This window comes from Pseudomonas sp. (genome assembly GCF_048265905.1).
Taxonomy (GTDB): domain Bacteria; phylum Pseudomonadota; class Gammaproteobacteria; order Pseudomonadales; family Pseudomonadaceae; genus Aquipseudomonas.
Map to the genome: position 1 here is coordinate 244620 of NZ_JBLXAP010000002.1, position 16687 is coordinate 261306.

The 16687-nt window shown below is 56.0% G+C and carries 14 protein-coding genes; 8 read left to right on the forward strand and 6 right to left on the reverse strand.

Features of this window, described 5'->3' with window-relative positions; all coding sequences use genetic code 11:
- Window positions 1-161: 161 nt before the first annotated feature.
- From ACN0UH_RS04305 to glcC, 6 genes are all read right to left on the reverse strand, one after another.
- Window positions 162-1502, reverse strand: a complete 1341-nt coding sequence (locus ACN0UH_RS04305) for a hemolysin family protein (RefSeq protein ID WP_417660900.1) — start codon at window positions 1500-1502, stop codon at window positions 162-164.
- Between the two features lie 126 nt (window positions 1503-1628).
- Window positions 1629-2936: a phosphate regulon sensor histidine kinase PhoR gene (gene phoR, locus ACN0UH_RS04310; protein WP_417660901.1), complete on the reverse strand. Its 1308-nt coding sequence runs from the start codon at window positions 2934-2936 to the stop codon at window positions 1629-1631.
- Window positions 2937-3019: 83 nt separating this feature from the next.
- On the reverse strand, window positions 3020-3709 hold the full coding sequence (gene phoB, locus ACN0UH_RS04315) for a phosphate regulon transcriptional regulator PhoB (protein WP_087519238.1): 690 nt from the start codon (window positions 3707-3709) through the stop codon (window positions 3020-3022).
- A 117-nt stretch (window positions 3710-3826) separates the two neighbouring features.
- On the reverse strand, window positions 3827-4735 hold the full coding sequence (gene ubiA, locus ACN0UH_RS04320) for a 4-hydroxybenzoate octaprenyltransferase (protein ID WP_417660902.1): 909 nt from the start codon (window positions 4733-4735) through the stop codon (window positions 3827-3829).
- Window positions 4736-4799: 64 nt separating this feature from the next.
- Entirely contained in the window at window positions 4800-5354 is a 555-nt protein-coding gene (locus ACN0UH_RS04325; protein WP_417660903.1) for a chorismate--pyruvate lyase family protein, read from the reverse strand.
- 52 nt (window positions 5355-5406) lie between these two features.
- Entirely contained in the window at window positions 5407-6180 is a 774-nt protein-coding gene (gene glcC, locus ACN0UH_RS04330; protein ID WP_417660904.1) for a transcriptional regulator GlcC, read from the reverse strand.
- A gap of 251 nt (window positions 6181-6431) precedes the next feature.
- On the opposite strand from glcC, the gene glcD reads away from it, so the two are divergent.
- From glcD to ACN0UH_RS04370, 8 genes are all read left to right on the forward strand, one after another.
- Window positions 6432-7931, forward strand: a complete 1500-nt coding sequence (glcD, locus tag ACN0UH_RS04335; protein WP_417660905.1) for a glycolate oxidase subunit GlcD — start codon at window positions 6432-6434, stop codon at window positions 7929-7931.
- A complete protein-coding gene (gene glcE, locus ACN0UH_RS04340; protein WP_417660906.1) occupies window positions 7931-8995 on the forward strand; it encodes a glycolate oxidase subunit GlcE in 1065 nt (354 codons plus the stop codon). Before glcD ends, glcE begins: the two co-directional genes overlap by 1 nt.
- Before the next feature lie 3 nt (window positions 8996-8998).
- Window positions 8999-10216: a glycolate oxidase subunit GlcF gene (gene glcF, locus ACN0UH_RS04345; RefSeq protein WP_417660907.1), complete on the forward strand. Its 1218-nt coding sequence runs from the start codon at window positions 8999-9001 to the stop codon at window positions 10214-10216.
- Window positions 10217-10226: 10 nt separating this feature from the next.
- Window positions 10227-10628 carry a heme-binding protein gene (locus ACN0UH_RS04350; protein ID WP_087518777.1) on the forward strand — a complete coding sequence of 134 codons (402 nt, stop codon included), beginning with the start codon at window positions 10227-10229 and terminating at the stop codon, window positions 10626-10628.
- 58 nt (window positions 10629-10686) lie between these two features.
- On the forward strand, window positions 10687-12867 hold the full coding sequence (locus ACN0UH_RS04355; RefSeq protein ID WP_417660908.1) for a malate synthase G: 2181 nt from the start codon (window positions 10687-10689) through the stop codon (window positions 12865-12867).
- Between the two features lie 187 nt (window positions 12868-13054).
- On the forward strand, window positions 13055-14755 hold the full coding sequence (locus ACN0UH_RS04360; RefSeq protein ID WP_417660909.1) for an L-lactate permease: 1701 nt from the start codon (window positions 13055-13057) through the stop codon (window positions 14753-14755).
- A 156-nt stretch (window positions 14756-14911) separates the two neighbouring features.
- Window positions 14912-15079, forward strand: coding sequence for a rubredoxin (locus tag ACN0UH_RS04365; RefSeq protein ID WP_010487692.1), 168 nt, complete (start codon window positions 14912-14914; stop codon window positions 15077-15079).
- A gap of 275 nt (window positions 15080-15354) precedes the next feature.
- Entirely contained in the window at window positions 15355-16503 is a 1149-nt protein-coding gene (locus ACN0UH_RS04370; protein ID WP_417660910.1) for an NAD(P)/FAD-dependent oxidoreductase, read from the forward strand.
- Window positions 16504-16687 lie beyond the last annotated feature (184 nt).

Consider the following 16687-nt stretch of genomic DNA (forward strand, 5'->3'; position numbering starts at 1 on the left):
ACCTGCGCCAGCACGGAATGTCAATCACGACGAATGGTGAGCCCGGCAGAATGCCGCGAAGCGCCATGTTTGGCGCTTTAAGGGAGTTTTGTGTTTTGTGACGCAGACGGTGTTAGCGGTTAGCAGAGCTGGTGCTCTTGGGCTAACCGCGAATCAACTGGTCAGTCCAGTTTGACCACTTTAGCCAGAACGATCTTTGGCCCTTTCATCTTCTTGACGATGATGCGCAGGCCTTCAACTTCGAGCACTTCCTCTTCTTCGGGCATGCGCTTGAGTGTTTCGTAAATTAGCCCCGCCAAGGTCTCAGCCTCGATATGGTCAAGGTCGATGCTGAGCAAGCGCTCGACCTTGAACAGCGGAGTGTCGCCGCGCACCAATAGCTTGCCCGGCTGATAGGCGAGGATGCCGCGTTCGGTTTTGCGGTGTTCGTCCTGAATATCACCAACCAGGGCTTCGAGTACGTCTTCCATGGTCAGGTAGCCAATCACCTTGCCGTCTGCTTCTTCGACCAAGGCGAAGTGAGAGCCGCCCTTGCGAAACTGCTCCAGCAGGGCTGACAACGGCATATGGCGGCTGACCCGCTCCAGCGGGTGCATCAATTCGCCAATCTTCAACGCCGACGGCAGCATTTCCAGCAATGACAAATGCAGCAGCAGGTCTTTGATGTGCAGCACACCGACGAACTCGCCCTGATCCTCATCGAATACGGGGTAGCGGCTGTACTTGTGACGGCGAAATACGCTGAACACTTGATCCAGCGGCGCGTTCAGGTCGATGTAAACCAGGTCTTCACGCGAGTTTGCCCAATCGACAACCTCCAGTTCACCCAGCTCAACGGCTGAGGCCAGCACGCGCATGTCTTGATCGCTCGGGTCGCTGGCGCGGCTCGAATGCAGGATCAGCTTGAGTTCGTCACGGCTGTAATGGTGTTCGTGGTGTGGGCCCGGCTCGCCTTGGCCAGCGATGCGCAAAATAGCGTTGGCACTGGCGTTTAGCAGGAAGATGGCGGGATACATGGCCCAGTAGAACAGGTAGAGCGGCCCTGCCGTCCACAATGACAACAGCTCGGGTTTACGGATTGCCCATGATTTTGGGGCCAGCTCACCAACCACAATATGCAAGTAAGAGATGATGAAGAACGCGCTGAAAAAAGCGATGCCGCTCACCAGCTTGGGGGACTCGATGCCCACATTTGCCAGTAACGGTTCGAGCACGTGGGCAAACGCTGGCTCACCGACCCAGCCAAGGCCGAGGGATGCTAGGGTGATACCCAGCTGACAAGCGGATAGATAGGCGTCTAACTGGTTATGTACCGTGCGCAGGATATGGCCGCGCCAGCCATTTTGTGCGGCGATTGTTTCAACCTTGGTCGAGCGCAGTTTGACCATGGCAAATTCTGCGGCAACGAAGAAGCCGTTGAGCAGAACCAGAAACAGAGCGAACAGGATAAGGCCGAAGTCGGCGAAGTAGCTTGTATCAGGGTAACCAGTCGAGGGGTCCATATAGGGTTCAAATAACTAATGACCGCTAAAGATTGGGGGCAGAGGTTCTGCTTTGCAAGCGTGCTTCCAGACTAAATTGCCTTGCAGTCTACAAGTGGTATTCAGATTGCGCCTGAAATTGGCGCTCTAGAGGTTGGGACGCACCACCTGCATGGGCGGGAAATTGCAGGTAAAGGTACTGCCCTTGCCTTGAGTGCTGCTGATCTCGAGCAACGCACGATGGCGCAGCAGGACGTGCTTGACGATAGCCAGGCCCAGCCCCGTGCCGCCGGTGTTGCTGGCGCGGCTGGAGTCCACGCGATAAAAGCGTTCGGTCAGGCGCGGTAGGTGTTTGGCTTCAATGCCGTGGCCAGTGTCTTGCACCGAGAGATGGGCGCCGCTGGCATCGCCCCACCAGCGAATATGAATCTTGCCTTGATCAGGCGTGTATTTCACCGCATTGAACACCAGGTTGGAAAACGCGCTGCGCAGTTCCGCTTCGCTGCCCTTGAGTTTTAGCTGAGGGTCCGCTTGCAGCGTTATTTCATGCTTACGTTCCCCTGACAGCGCCTGAGCATCGCTTTGGATCGATTGCAGCATTACCTCAACGGCCACCGGATGATTGTCTGACGGGTAGTCAGTGGCTTCCAGCTTGGCCAGCAATAGCAGGTCATTGAGCAGGTTTTGCATGCGCCCACCTTGCTGCTGCATCTGTTGCAGCGCGCGGACCCAGCGAGGGTTAACGGCTTCAACGTTGTCGAGCAAGGTTTCTAAATAACCAGCGATTACCGTCAGCGGTGTGCGCAGCTCATGGGAAACGTTGGCAACGAAGTCTTTGCGCATCTGCTCAAGCTGATGCAAACGGGTGACATCGCGCACAAGCATCAAGTGTTCATGATTGCCGTAACGGGTGATCTGGTATTGCAGCCGACGTCGATCCGTCAGCGGTGACGGTAAATCGAGTGGCTCATGAAAATTGTTACTCTCGAAGTATTCTTTAAAGCGTGGGTCACGCACCAGATTGGTAATTTGCTGACCGCTGTCCTGTGGCGTTTTCAGACCCAGCAAGGTTTCGGCGGCAATGTTCCACCAATCCAGATTACCGTTGCTGTCGAGCATGATGACGGCGTCTTGCAATGCAGCGGTAGATTCCTGCACGCGGTCGATCACCGCCTGCAAGCGACCCCGAACCTTCTGATCGCGGCGTTGCAGGTGATAAATACTGTCGAAAACTTCACCCCACATGCCGTAACCATCTGGTGGCGGCTCGTCAGGTTTGTGCTCTTGCAGCCACTTGTGCAGGCGCAGTAGTTGGCTCAATGTCCAGCCGAGATGGCCAGCAAGGCCGATGACCAATGCCCATGCGTACTCACCGGTCACCAAGCCAACCAGCAAGCAGGCGCTGATCAGTAACAGCAGGCGGCGCACTACAGCGCCTTGCCAGTTTCTATTCACCTAATGCTCATCCGCCAAGCAATCCTTTCGCGTATCGCCAACAGCTATTTATTGGCGACGTGGGTTGATCCATCCAGCCAGGTTTAGCTTTTGGTGGAAAAACGATACCCGGTGCCACGTACGGTTTGTACTAGATTTTCGTAGACCTCGCCCAGCGCTTTGCGCAAACGGCGGATATGTACGTCGACCGTGCGTTCTTCAACATAGACGTTGCCGCCCCAGACTTGATCAAGTAACTGACCACGGGTGTAGGCGCGTTCTTGGTGGGTCATGAAAAACTGTAGCAAACGGTATTCGGTCGGCCCCATTTCTGCGGGTTTGCCGTCGATTGTTACGCGGTGGCTAACGGGATCAAGTAACAGGCCGCCGATTTCGATCGGGCCTTCATTGTCACTTGGCCCGGCACGGCGCAGCACGGCTTTGAGGCGTGCCACCAGTTCACGCGGGGAGAACGGTTTGGTGATGTAGTCATCGGCGCCGACTTCGAGGCCTTGGATCTTGTTGTCTTCTTCGCCTTTGGCGGTAAGCATGATGATCGGAATATCCCCGGTCATCTCGTCACGCTTCAGGCGTCGAGCCAATTCGATACCTGATGTGCCAGGCAGCATCCAGTCGAGCAAAATCAAATCGGGCTTACGATCAACGATGATGCTGTGAGCTTGCTGAGTATTTTCAGCTTCCAGGCACTCATAGCCAGCCATTTCCAGTGCGACCGCGATCATTTCGCGGATCGGAGCTTCGTCATCGACGATCAGGATATTCTTGCCAACCATGGTTCCGGCCTCGGTAGGTTCAACTGTCATGCGCTGCATTAGATAACGGAATTATTGCAGTCATATGACAGATAAATGCATTGCGCCGATAAATCAGCCGTTTATAGCGCCTCTAATTCAGGCCGGCACGGGCGTTGCGCGCAACGCATAATCGGCAACCAGCCCGACAAAAATTGCCAGCCCGGCCCAATGGTTATGCAGAAACGCCTTGAAGCACGCCATTGGTTCACGCTCGCGGGTACTCCAGAACTCCCAGGCAAAGCAGCCTGCAGCGCCCAGCAATCCCAGATGGAAATAAATGCCAAGGTCGAAGCGCGCCGCTGCCATTAACAAGCACAGCAAAGCCAAGCCTTGCAGCGTGATAATAATGATGCGATCGGCCTCACCAAACAGAATAGCGGTCGATTTAACCCCGATCTTTAAATCGTCTTCACGGTCAGCCATTGCGTAATAGGTGTCATAGGCGACTGTCCACAACAGGTTGGCGATATACAGCAGCCAGGCCTCTGGAGGCACGCTCCCGGTTTCTGCGGTGAATGCCATCGGCATACCCCAGGAAAACGCCGCACCCAGCACCACCTGTGGATAAAAGGTATAGCGCTTCATAAACGGATAGCACGCTGCCAGCGCGACGCCGCCAAATGACAGCCAGATGGTGGCTGCGTTGGTAAACAGCACCAGAATAAAACTCAGCGTCACCAGTACGGCAAAGAAGACCAGCGCTTCGCGCGGGGTAATCTTGCCGCTGGCCAGTGGTCGTTGCTTGGTGCGCTTGACGTGCCCGTCGAAGTTGCGGTCAGCGTAGTCATTAATCACGCAGCCAGCGGCGCGCATCAATATCACGCCGAGGACGAAAATAAACAGGTTCTTCAGGCTCGGTACGCCTTCAGCCGCGACCCACAGCGCCCACAAAGTTGGCCACAGCAGCAAGTAGATACCGATTGGCTTGTCCATACGCGTCAGCTGAATAAAGTCCCAGCAGCGCGGGTGCAGGCGGTTGAGGGATTGCAACAGGCGGGTATACATCGAGCGCTTTCTCCGTGGCAGTTGCGCGGATTATACGGGCAGTGTGATGAAATGCCCGACTGACTTACCCTTGGTTTTGCGTCGCTGCCCAGAACGCCGGTAAAAACACTTCAGCGACTAAAATCGCCAGTTTGCCGCGGCTAAAACATGAGCGCCGGGCCCAAAGCCGCTCCGCGCGCACCTCGGCAGGCAAACAGGCGCCCGGGTAATGACAGGCTTGCAGTTCACCGCGATCAAAGGCGTGATCACTGAACAATAATTCACCCAGTGAACGTGTGCCGAGTTGGGCCAAGGCCAACCCGGAACCTTCAAGTGCACTGCGCGCACTGACGCTGCGGGCGAATACCCAAGGCTCACCGTGGCCGCGCAGATACACCTCGCGCACCCAGCCCTGGCTGCCATCGGCAACACCCAATGCTGCGCACTCATCGTTGCGCATGCGCTGCCAGCCTTCGCTGAGCGGCGTCACACTGAAATTGTTCGCAGACAAGGTCGTCAGGCGTTGAGTCAGCGAGTCTTGATTAACAAACAACCAATCGTGGACTTGGTCACTTGGCGACGGCTGGAGTTGGCTGGCAGTAAACCAGCGTGGTGGATGGGCTAGCGCGGCTGAAGGCACGAGGTTGATTCACCAGTGTTTGTGAGGTGCGCGAGTTTATCACGCTGTTTATCTATGCCCAGCCTTCAAGGCGCATGGTCGCGCGCACCAAGCGTTGCTCTTCAAGCTCAATGTCTTTGAGGTTGTCACGAATGCTGTGGATATGTTCCCGTGCGGCGCGTTGCGCTTGTTCTGGCAGGCGCTCAATCACCGCGTGGTACAGGCGCGAATGCTGGCGGTCAATCTGACGCTTTTGCAGCGGTCGGTGATAGAGATTATTGACTGAAGCAAACACCGAATTAAGCATCAGGTCGGTCAGTGATTGCAGGGTATGCAGCAGCACCGGGTTGTGTGATGCCTCGCAAATGGCGATGTGGAACGCATGGTCGAGTCGTGCATGTTCGCGGGCATCAATTTCGCGGGTGTCGCTATGGGCGGCGAGCATTTCCTCATAACGCCGGGTCAGCAACACGAAATCTGCATCGGTGCCACGCAGGGCGGCCAGGCGTGCCGACTCCGCTTCCAGCAGGCCGCGCACTTCCAGCAGATCAAACAGGGTGCGCGGTTGTGAGCTGAACAGGTGCATCAGCGGGCTGGCATCGCGGGTGCCGGTAAGTTGCGCCACGCGTGAATCGCGGCCCTGGGCGGTGTCGATGATGCCGCGCCCGCGCAACACTTTCAGCCCTTCACGCAGGGCTGAACGAGAGATGCCGAGCTTCTCGCACAAGCGTCGCTCTGAAGGCAGCGGTTGGCCAACTTTAAGCACGCCATCGACGATAAGCCGTTCAATTCGCTCGGCGACCACATCGCAGACCTGACGCCGCGCCGGGGTGATTTCTGCAGACATTGGGTTCCTTTCCAGCTGGTAGGACCAGTCATTAATTGTTATTTGAAGTGCGATCAATATAAACCGATTAATCAATGATTACGGGCTTTATAGCAAGGCATCAATAAGACCTATTGCTAAAAAACTGGTCGTACCAGTTGCTGTGCTGCTAGACGCTTGGTCATTGGGAGCTTAAACATAGACCGCATAACTAGCCTGTGCATGTTTTGCACGGGCAATAACAAAAACGCTGCTGTTGAAATGAGCCTGCCATGAGCATTGTTTACGACGAGCGAGTCGATGGCGTGCTGCCTAAAGTTGATAAGGCCGCGCTGTTGAGTGAACTGCAAGCACGTCTGCCCGACCTCGACGTGCTGCACACTGAGGAAGACCTCAAGCCATACGAATGTGATGGCCTGTCGATGTACCGCACCACGCCAATGATGGTGGTGTTGCCCGAGCACATTGAACAAGTCGAAACCCTGCTAAAAATCTGTCACCAGCGCCAGGTTCCGGTCGTTGCGCGAGGTGCTGGCACTGGTCTGTCTGGCGGCGCCCTGCCTTTAGAGCAGGGCATTCTGCTGGTCATGGCGCGTTTCAATAAAATTCTCGAAATCGATCCGGCTGGGCGCTTCGCTCGCGTGCAGCCGGGTGTGCGTAACCTGGCAATCTCGCAAGCCGCCGCGCCTTTCGATTTGTATTACGCCCCTGATCCATCCTCGCAAATTGCCTGCTCGATTGGCGGCAACGTCGCCGAGAATGCTGGCGGTGTGCATTGTTTGAAATATGGTCTGACCGTTCACAACCTGCTCAAAGTCGAAATTCTCACCGTCGAAGGCGAGCGAATGACGCTGGGCAGCGACGCTCTGGATTCGCCTGGCTTTGATTTGCTGGCATTGTTTACCGGCTCTGAAGGCATGCTCGGGATTGTCACCGAGGTGACGGTAAAGCTGCTGCCCAAGCCGCAAGTCGCCAAGGTCTTGCTGGCCAGCTTTGACTCGGTTGAGAAAGCCGGGCGCGCTGTTGGCGACATCATTGCGGCAGGGATTATTCCCGGCGGCTTGGAGATGATGGACAACCTGGCGATTCGCGCCGCCGAGGATTTTATTCACGCCGGTTATCCAGTTGATGCCGAAGCCATCCTGCTCTGTGAGCTCGATGGCGTTGAAGCGGATGTTCACGCCGACTGCGAACGGGTCAAGCAGGTGCTTGAGGCCGCAGGTGCAACTGAAGTGCGTCTAGCCCGTGACGAAGCTGAGCGCGTCAAGTTTTGGGCCGGGCGCAAGAATGCATTCCCAGCTGTTGGTCGCATTTCTCCAGATTATTACTGCATGGACGGCACCATTCCGCGCCGCGAATTGCCCGGAGTACTTAAAGGCATTGCTGATTTTTCTGCCGAGTACGGTCTGCGCGTGGCCAACGTATTTCATGCCGGTGACGGCAATATGCATCCGCTTATTCTGTTTGATGCCAATCAGCCGGGCGAGCTTGAACGCGCCGAAGCGCTGGGCGGCAAAATTCTCGAGTTGTGCGTGAAAGTCGGTGGCAGCATCACCGGTGAGCACGGCGTTGGTCGCGAAAAAATCAATCAGATGTGTTCGCAGTTCAACAGCGATGAGCTGACCTTGTTCCATGCAGTGAAAGCAGCGTTTGACCCCAGTGGCTTGCTCAATCCGGGCAAGAACATTCCAACCTTGCACCGTTGCGCCGAGTTCGGCTCGATGCACGTGCATCACGGTCAATTGCCATTTCCTGAACTGGAGCGCTTTTAATGGTAGTGCGCCACGATACAGACGCCAGCAATGCGCTGCTTGAGCAAGTCAATCAGGCCCTAAACAGCGGCACCAAACTGCGTATTCAGGGGGCTAACAGCAAGGCTTTTCTGGGCCGTAAGGCCGAAGGTGAGGTGCTCGATACGCGTGCCCATTGCGGCATTGTCAGTTACGACCCAACTGAGCTGGTGATCACGGCTCGCGCTGGTACACCGCTGGTTGATTTGCAAGCCGCGCTGGATGAAGCCGGTCAGATGCTCACCTGCGAACCGCCGCACTTTGCTGAAGGCGCAACCGTCGGTGGCATGGTCGCGGCGGGCTTGTCTGGCCCACGCAGACCGTGGTCGGGTGCGGTGCGTGATTTGGTGTTGGGCACTCGCGTCATCACCGGTTTTGGTAAGCACTTGCGCTTTGGTGGCGAAGTGATGAAGAACGTCGCCGGTTACGACGTTTCGCGGTTGATGGCTGGCAGCTTTGGTTGCCTTGGGCTGCTCACCGAAGTGTCGCTCAAGGTCCTGCCCAAGCCGCGTGAGTGCGTCAGCCTGCGCTTTGAGGTTGATGTCGACACCGCCCTGAAAAACCTGGCTGAATGGGGCCAGCAGCCGATTCCTATCAGCGCCGCGAGTTACCACGATAACGCGCTGCACCTGCGACTTGAAGGCGGTGAGGGTTCTGTTGCCTCGGCCCGTGAACGTCTGAGTTGCGAGTTGCTGGATGGCGATTACTGGCAGCAACTCAATGAACATCAGCTGCCGTTCTTCCGCAGTGAAAAACCGCTGTGGCGTATTTCAGTACCGAACAACACCGGCGCGATAGCACTGCCGGGTGAGCAATTGATCGACTGGGGTGGAGCGCAGCGCTGGTTGAAGTCTGATAGCGATGCTCAGTCGATTCGCCAGATTGTCAGTGAAGTTGGCGGCCATGCGACCTGTTTCACCATGGGCGCAAGCGACAGCCCGATGCCACCGTTGAGTGCGCCTCTGGCGCGTTATCACCGTCAGCTAAAAGCCCAGTTGGACCCGCAAGGGATCTTCAACCCAGGCCGTATGTATCCCGAGGTTTAAGCCGTGCAGACCAATCTAAGCGAACAAGCCAAGCGTCTGCCGCGTGCTGAAGAAGCCGAGAGTATTTTGCGCTCGTGCGTGCATTGCGGATTTTGCAATGCGACCTGCCCGACCTATCAATTGTTGGGTGATGAACTGGATGGCCCGCGCGGACGCATTTATCTGATCAAGCAAGTGCTCGAAGGCCACGAGGTCACGGCTAAGACCCAGCAGCACCTGGATCGCTGTTTGACCTGTCGAAACTGCGAAACTACCTGTCCTTCAGGCGTTGATTATCACAACCTGCTGGATATCGGTCGTGCTGTAGTTGATGCCGCGGTGCCGCGTTCAGCCAGTGATCGTATGTTGCGTGAAGGCCTGCGCCTGCTGACGCCGCGCCCGACCCTGTTTAAATCTCTGACACAGATGGGACAAGTGTTTCGTCCGCTGTTGCCTGAGACGTTGAAAAACAAATTGCCGCGAACCGTGCGCCCGGCCAAGGCCCGGCCTGTGGTAAGCCATGCGCGTCAGGTGTTGATGCTCGAAGGCTGCGTGCAGCCGGGTCTGTCGCCAAATACCAATGCGGCAGCGGCGCGAGTGCTGGATAAATTAGGCATCAGCGTGACGCCGATTCAACAAGCCGGTTGCTGCGGCGCGGTGGATTACCACTTGAATGCGCAGGAAGCTGGCCTTGATCGCGCCCGGCGCAATATTGATGCCTGGCTTCCTGCGCTTGAGGCAGGTGCCGAGGCGATAGTGCAGACCGCCAGCGGTTGTGGCGCCTTCGTTAAGGACTACGCACACATGCTCAAACACGATCCAGCTTATGCAGCCAAGGCCGAACGCGTCAGTGCACTCACCAAAGACTTGGTCGAAGTGTTGCGCGATGAGCCCGTTGAAACGCTCGGTGCTGATTCAGACATGCGCTTGGCATTTCATTGCCCGTGCACGTTGCAGCATGCGCAAAAGCTCGGTGGTGCCGTTGAGAGCGTGCTTGGCCGAATTGGTTTCAACCTCACCAGCGTGCCTGACAGCCACCTTTGCTGCGGCTCTGCTGGCACCTATTCATTGACCCAGCCGCAGCTGTCGAAACAGCTGCGGGACAACAAGATGAATGCCCTCGAGAGCGGTAAGCCCGAGGTCATCGTCACCGCCAACATTGGCTGTCAGACCCACTTGGATGGTGCAGGACGCACGCCAGTTAGACACTGGATCGAGCTGGTTGAAGAAGCCCTTAATTAGGATCTATGTCATGCAAACCAAAGCTATCTTGAGCCAGCAGGAAGTTAACCGGATGATCGCCGCAGCACGTACCGAGGCTCAGCAAAACCAGTGGGCGGTAAGCATCGCCGTTGTTGATGACGGCGGCCATCCGCTGGCGCTGGAGCGTCTTGATGGTTGCGCGCCAATTGGTGCCTACATCGCCACTGAAAAAGCACGTAGCTCGGCACTGGGGCGTCGCGAGTCCAAGGGTTATGAAGACATGGTCAATGGCGGGCGCAACGCTTTTCTGTCGGCACCGCTGCTGACATCTCTGGAGGGCGGGGTGCCGGTGATTATTGATGGTCACGTGGTCGGTGCAATAGGTGTTTCTGGAGTTAAAGCCGAACAGGACGCACAAGTGGCTAAAGCAGGTGTGCAAAGCCTGATTTGAATTGATCTGAGAGCCCGGCCCACGCGTCGGCCCAGTCGCAATTAATGGAGATGTGAAGATGACTAACCGGATAAATTGCCAGCGCCTGCAAGTAGCTGACAACCTCAAGCGTTTTGTCGACGATGAAGTGCTGCCGGGCACAGGGATTGAATCCGAGGCTTTCTGGGCAGGTTTTGATGCGTTGGTGCACGACCTAGCACCGCTTAATCGCGAGCTATTGGCTGAACGAGATCGCCTGCAAGTTGAGCTGGATAACTGGCACCGTGCTAATCCGGGCCCAGTCACCGACATGCCAGCGTATCGCACGTTTTTAGAGTCGATTGGCTACCTGCAGGCGCAGCCTGAAACGGTCAGCGTCAGCACCACCAATGTAGATACTGAAATCAGCAGTCAGGCAGGGCCGCAGTTAGTGGTGCCGGTGATGAATGCGCGCTACGCATTGAATGCGGCGAATGCGCGCTGGGGCTCGTTGTATGACGCGCTCTACGGCACTGATGCTATATCCGAGGCTGACGGCGCCACCAAGGGGCCGGGTTATAACCAGGTGCGTGGCGCCAAGGTTATTGCGTTTGCGCGTACTGTGCTCGATCAAGCTGCACCATTAGCCCGCGGTTCGCATGCTGATTCAGTGTGCTACAGCGTTGTCGGTGGCCAGTTGCAAGTTGGCTTGCAAGACGGCTCATCAGTTGGCTTGAAAGCGCCCGAGCAGTTTGTTGGCCTGCAGGGCTCTGCCGATGCGCCTAGCGCAGTCCTGCTGAAGAACCATGGCCTGCACATTGAAATTCAAATTGACCCGAGCAGCCCAATCGGCCAAACCGATGCTGCAGGTGTTAAAGACTTGCTGGTTGAGGCGGCACTTTCGACCATTCTCGATTGCGAAGACTCGGTCGCAGCTGTCGATGCTGACGACAAAGTCGTTATTTACCGCAACTGGCTCGGTTTGATGAAAGGCGATCTGAGCGAAGCGCTGGAGAAGGGCGGCAAGCAGATTGTTCGACGACTCAATCCTGATCGTAAATACCAGACGGGCTCGGGCGCAGAGCTGACATTGCACGGTCGTTCACTGATGTTCGTGCGTAACGTCGGCCACTTGATGAGCAACCCGGCGATTCTCGACGGCCATGGCAATGAGATTCCCGAGGGGATTCTTGACGGGGTGATGACCAGCCTGATTGCTCTGCATGACCTGCAACGCAAGGGCAACTCGCGCACCGGCAGTGTGTATATCGTCAAGCCGAAAATGCATGGTCCGGCGGAGGTAGCCTTTGCTGATCAGCTATTTAGCCGTATCGAGTCTTTGCTGGGGATGACCAAGAACACCTTGAAAATGGGCATCATGGACGAGGAACGTCGTACCAGCGTTAACCTCAAGGCCTGTATCGCTGCGGCTTCTTCGCGCGTGGCGTTTATCAACACCGGTTTTCTGGATCGCACCGGCGATGAAATGCACACGGCAATGGAAGCTGGGCCGATGTTGCGCAAGGGCGATATGAAATCGACGCCCTGGATTCAAGCCTACGAACGTAACAATGTGCTGGTTGGCCTGGCCTGTGGCCTGCGCGGCAAGGCGCAGATCGGTAAAGGCATGTGGGCCATGCCGGATTTGATGGCCGATATGTTGGTGCAAAAAATCGGTCACCCAAAAGCGGGCGCTAATACCGCCTGGGTGCCTTCGCCAACAGCGGCGGTATTGCACGCCCTGCATTACCATCAGATTGATGTGCAAGCTGTGCAGCGCGAGTTGGAGCTGATCGACCTTGGCGCACAACGTGACAGCCTGCTCAAGGACTTGCTCACTGTGCCGGTCGCCGTTGCGCCAAGCTGGAGCGACAGTGATATCCAGCAAGAACTGGACAACAACTGCCAAGGGATCCTGGGCTATGTTGTGCGCTGGGTTGAACAAGGTGTTGGTTGTTCGAAAGTGCCGGACATCCACAACGTGGGCTTGATGGAAGATCGCGCAACCTTGCGTATTTCCAGCCAGCACATCGCTAACTGGCTGCGCCACGGTATCGTCAGCCCGCAGCAGGTTGAAGCGAGCTTGCAGCGCATGGCCGCCGTGGTTGACCAGCAAAATGCGGGCGACCCGCTATACCGGCCAATGGCGCCAGAGTTTGCTCAGTCTGCGGCGTATTTAGCCGCGAGCGACCTAGTGTTCAAGGGGCGCGAACAACCGAGCGGCTATACAGAACCTTTGCTGCATGCCTGGCGTCAGCGCTTCAAGCAGCAGCATGGCTAAGCAACAACCGTAATACCTGGCCCCGACCGCTTTTAGCAGTCGGGGCTTTTGAGCATTGGCGCCGACCTCGGCTATACGCTGGGGTTGGCGCCACATAGTCCTGCGTAGACCACGGAGGACTAAGTGCGTGGCGCCGGGTAAGACCCGGAAAATATGTGGTTCACAAAAAAAACAAGGAACCAAGCTAATGAGTCAAACACTGTTGTCCATATTGGCCTTTGTGCCATTGATACTTGCGGGCGTATTACTGATTGGCTTCCGCTGGCCAGCCAAATACGCAATGCCCGTGGTTTTTATCCTCACCGCAATTATTGGTCTCTCGGCGTGGGACATGTCCCTTGTTCGGATCGTTGCCTCAAGCTTGCAGGGGTTGATTCTGACCGCTGCCATCTTGTGGATTATCTTCGGTGCGATCCTGCTGCTGAACACCCTTAAGCATTCGGGTGGTATCAGCGCCATTCGCCGCGGGTTCTCCGGCATTAGCCCGGACCGTCGGGTGCAAGCGTTGATCGTGGCATGGCTGTTTGGTTGCTTTATTGAAGGCGCCTCGGGCTTTGGTACTCCGGCAGCAGTTGCTGCACCGTTGCTGGTTGCACTTGGCTTCCCGGCTTTGGCTGCGGTGGTTCTTGGCATGATGGTGCAGTCCACGCCGGTGTCATTCGGCGCGGTCGGTACGCCGATGCTGGTGGGGGTTACTGGCGGTTTGGATAAGGCTGGTCTTAGCGAGCAATTGATCACTTTGGGCAGCAACTGGGACGTTTTCTTCCAGATGATTGTCTCGCGTGTGGTTATCACCCACGGCCTCATCGGTATTTTGATGCCGTTGATCATGATTGCGATCATGACCCGCTTCTTCGGTAAAAATCAGTCCTGGAAAGAAGGTTTAGTGATGGCGCCATTCGCCATCTTCTGCGGCCTATGCTTTGTCATTCCATACATGGCTGCTGGCGTCTTTCTTGGCCCAGAGTTCCCATCAATGATCGGGGCAATGGTTGGTTTGGCCATTGTTATACCTGCCGCTAAAGCAGGTTTCTTGCTGCCTAAAGAAACCTGGGACTTCGCTGATGCCAAAGACTGGCCGGCAGAGTGGATGGGTAAGCTGGAGATGAAAATCGATGACTTGGCCGGTAAGGCACCGGTTTCTGTGCGTATGGCTTGGGCGCCTTATCTGCTGCTGGCGATATTTCTGGTGGCATCACGGGTTTTCCCAGAGCTTAAAGCCGCAATGCTATCGGTCAGTTTTGGCTGGAAGGATATTCTGGGTGAAACAGGCGTCTCCGGTACACTGGAGCCTTTGTACTTGCCCGGCGGCATTCTGTGCATGGTGGTCTTGGTTACATTCTTCCTGCACCGCATGCGTTTCAGTGAAATGAAAGCCGCGTTGAGTGAGTCGAGCCGCACGCTTCTGGGCGCCGGCTTCGTGTTGATCTTCACCATTCCTATGGTGCGTATTTTGATCAACTCGGGCGTCAACGGTTCTGATCTGGTATCGATGCCCGTCGCCATGGCGCAATTGGTTGCCGATAGCGTGGGTAGCATCTATCCATTCTTTGCTCCGGCAGTGGGTGGTTTGGGTGCATTCATTGCAGGTTCAAACACTGTGTCCAACCTGATGCTTTCGCAATTCCAGTTCAATGCTGCGCAGTTGCTCGGGGTTTCGGGGGCGATGATGGTGGCTGCACAATCAGTGGGTGCTGCAGCAGGTAATATGGTCGCCATTCACAACGTGGTGGCAGCGTCTGCAACTGTCGGCTTGCTGGGGCGTGAAGGCATCACCATGCGCAAAACCATGTTGCCAACCCTGTATTACCTCTTGGCGGCCGGTAGCCTGACAATGATTGCGATGTACGGTATTGGCATCAGCGATCCACTGATGGCAGCGGGTTAATCCTTGATCTAGAGCGTTTGCTGCCCGTCTTTTGCCGGGCAGTTCCAACCTTAAGTTGGCCGAATAGACACGGTTAATCGTCGGTCAACGGCTTGGCGCACTGACACATTTACGGTAGTTTGCCGCGCATAACCGTGAGATTCACCTGAGGTTGATATGAAGAAGTGGCAGTGCGTGGTATGTGGCCTGATTTACGATGAGCGCTTGGGCTGGCCGGATGAAGGCATTGCGCCAGGAACGCTGTGGCAAGATGTGCCTGAAGATTGGCTATGCCCAGACTGCGGTGTAGGCAAGGCTGATTTCGAGATGATCGAAATCGGTTAATTCACCGCCAGCGCTGAATCATCTTGCGGGTTCTGCGCTGATCCGTGTTTTAAATAAAGCGGTGACCCATCCGGTCGCCGTTTTTTTTGGCAGCTTTTCGGCGCCACTCCGTTTGATTTGGAGCATGACAAATAATTGGTTAAGGTCGTGCGGCATTAATCATTTGTGTAGCGTACAGGTGCAAGTAGCAATCTGTATGCTGCCTTTTCTACCATCAAGCAGCTACTCGACGCGGCGCTCATGCGCGGCATGCATTAATTCAAAGGACATATCGTATGAGCGCACCTGTGGTTATCGTCGGTACCGGGCTGGCCGGTTACAACCTGGCTCGCGAGTTTCGTAAGCTCGATAGCGAAACGCCGTTATTGTTGATTACTGCTGATGACGGTCGCTCGTACTCAAAGCCGATGCTCTCGACCGGCTTTGCCAAGAATAAAGATGCAGACGGCTTGAGCATGGCCGAGCCGGGCGCAATGGCCGAGCAGCTCAACGCTGAAGTGCGGACTCATACTCGCATCACCGGCATTGATGCCGGCCACAAGCAATTGTGGGTCGGTGAGGAGGCCATTGCCTACCGCGACCTGGTTTTGGCCTGCGGCGCCCAGGTGATTCGGGTTCCGGTCGAGGGTGATGCACAAGACGCTATTTACCCGATTAACGATCTTGAGGATTACGCCAAGTTCCGCAACACCTCAGTTGGGAAAAAGCGTGTGCTCATAATGGGCGTTGGTTTGATTGGCTGTGAATTTGCCAATGACCTAACACTTGGTGGCTATCAAGTGGAGTTGGTCGCACCCTGTGAGCAAGTTATGCCGAGCCTGTTGCACCCAGCCGCTGCTACAGCGGTGCAGAACGCACTTGAAGGGCTTGGCGCACGTTTTCATCTCGGGCCGGTATTAACCAGCCTCAACCACAAGGCCGGAGCGCTCGAGGCGCACTTGTCCGATGGCACAGTAATCGAGTGCGATCTGGTGCTTTCTGCGATCGGTCTGCGCCCGCGGACTGAACTCGCTGCTGCCGCTGGGTTGCAGGTTAATCGCGGTGTCATGGTTGATCGCCAGTTGGCGACATCTCACGCCAATATCTACGCCTTGGGCGATTGCGCTGAAGTCGATGGCTTGAATTTGCTCTACGTCATGCCACTTATGACTTGCGCCCGTGCCTTGGCGCAGACTCTGGCAGGTAATCCGACATCGGTCAGCTACGGCGCCATGCCTGTGACAGTTAAAACTCCGGCCTGCCCTTTGGTTGTGTCGCCTCCACCCTTTGGTCAATACGGCGAGTGGACTGTTGAAGGTAGTGGTTCAGACATTAAAGCACTCTGCCATGATCCCTCTGGTGCACTGCTGGGTTACGCGCTAACCGGCACGGCAGTGCAAGAAAAACTTGCTCTAAATAAGGCCCTTCCAGCCCTGTTGGCGTAAATAACAGCCGATCTGTCGGTTACGCCACAAAATTGCTTGGCTTAACTGCCGATCAGTACTGGCGCTGCTCCTAAACGCATGCCATTCTCCTTGTGTCTGCCGCAGCGCAGAGCTGTTGCGGCGCCTTGGGCGCTGCTCTTCGAGCAGCACGGACACAACAAAAACAAACCGTCAAAGGGGCAAC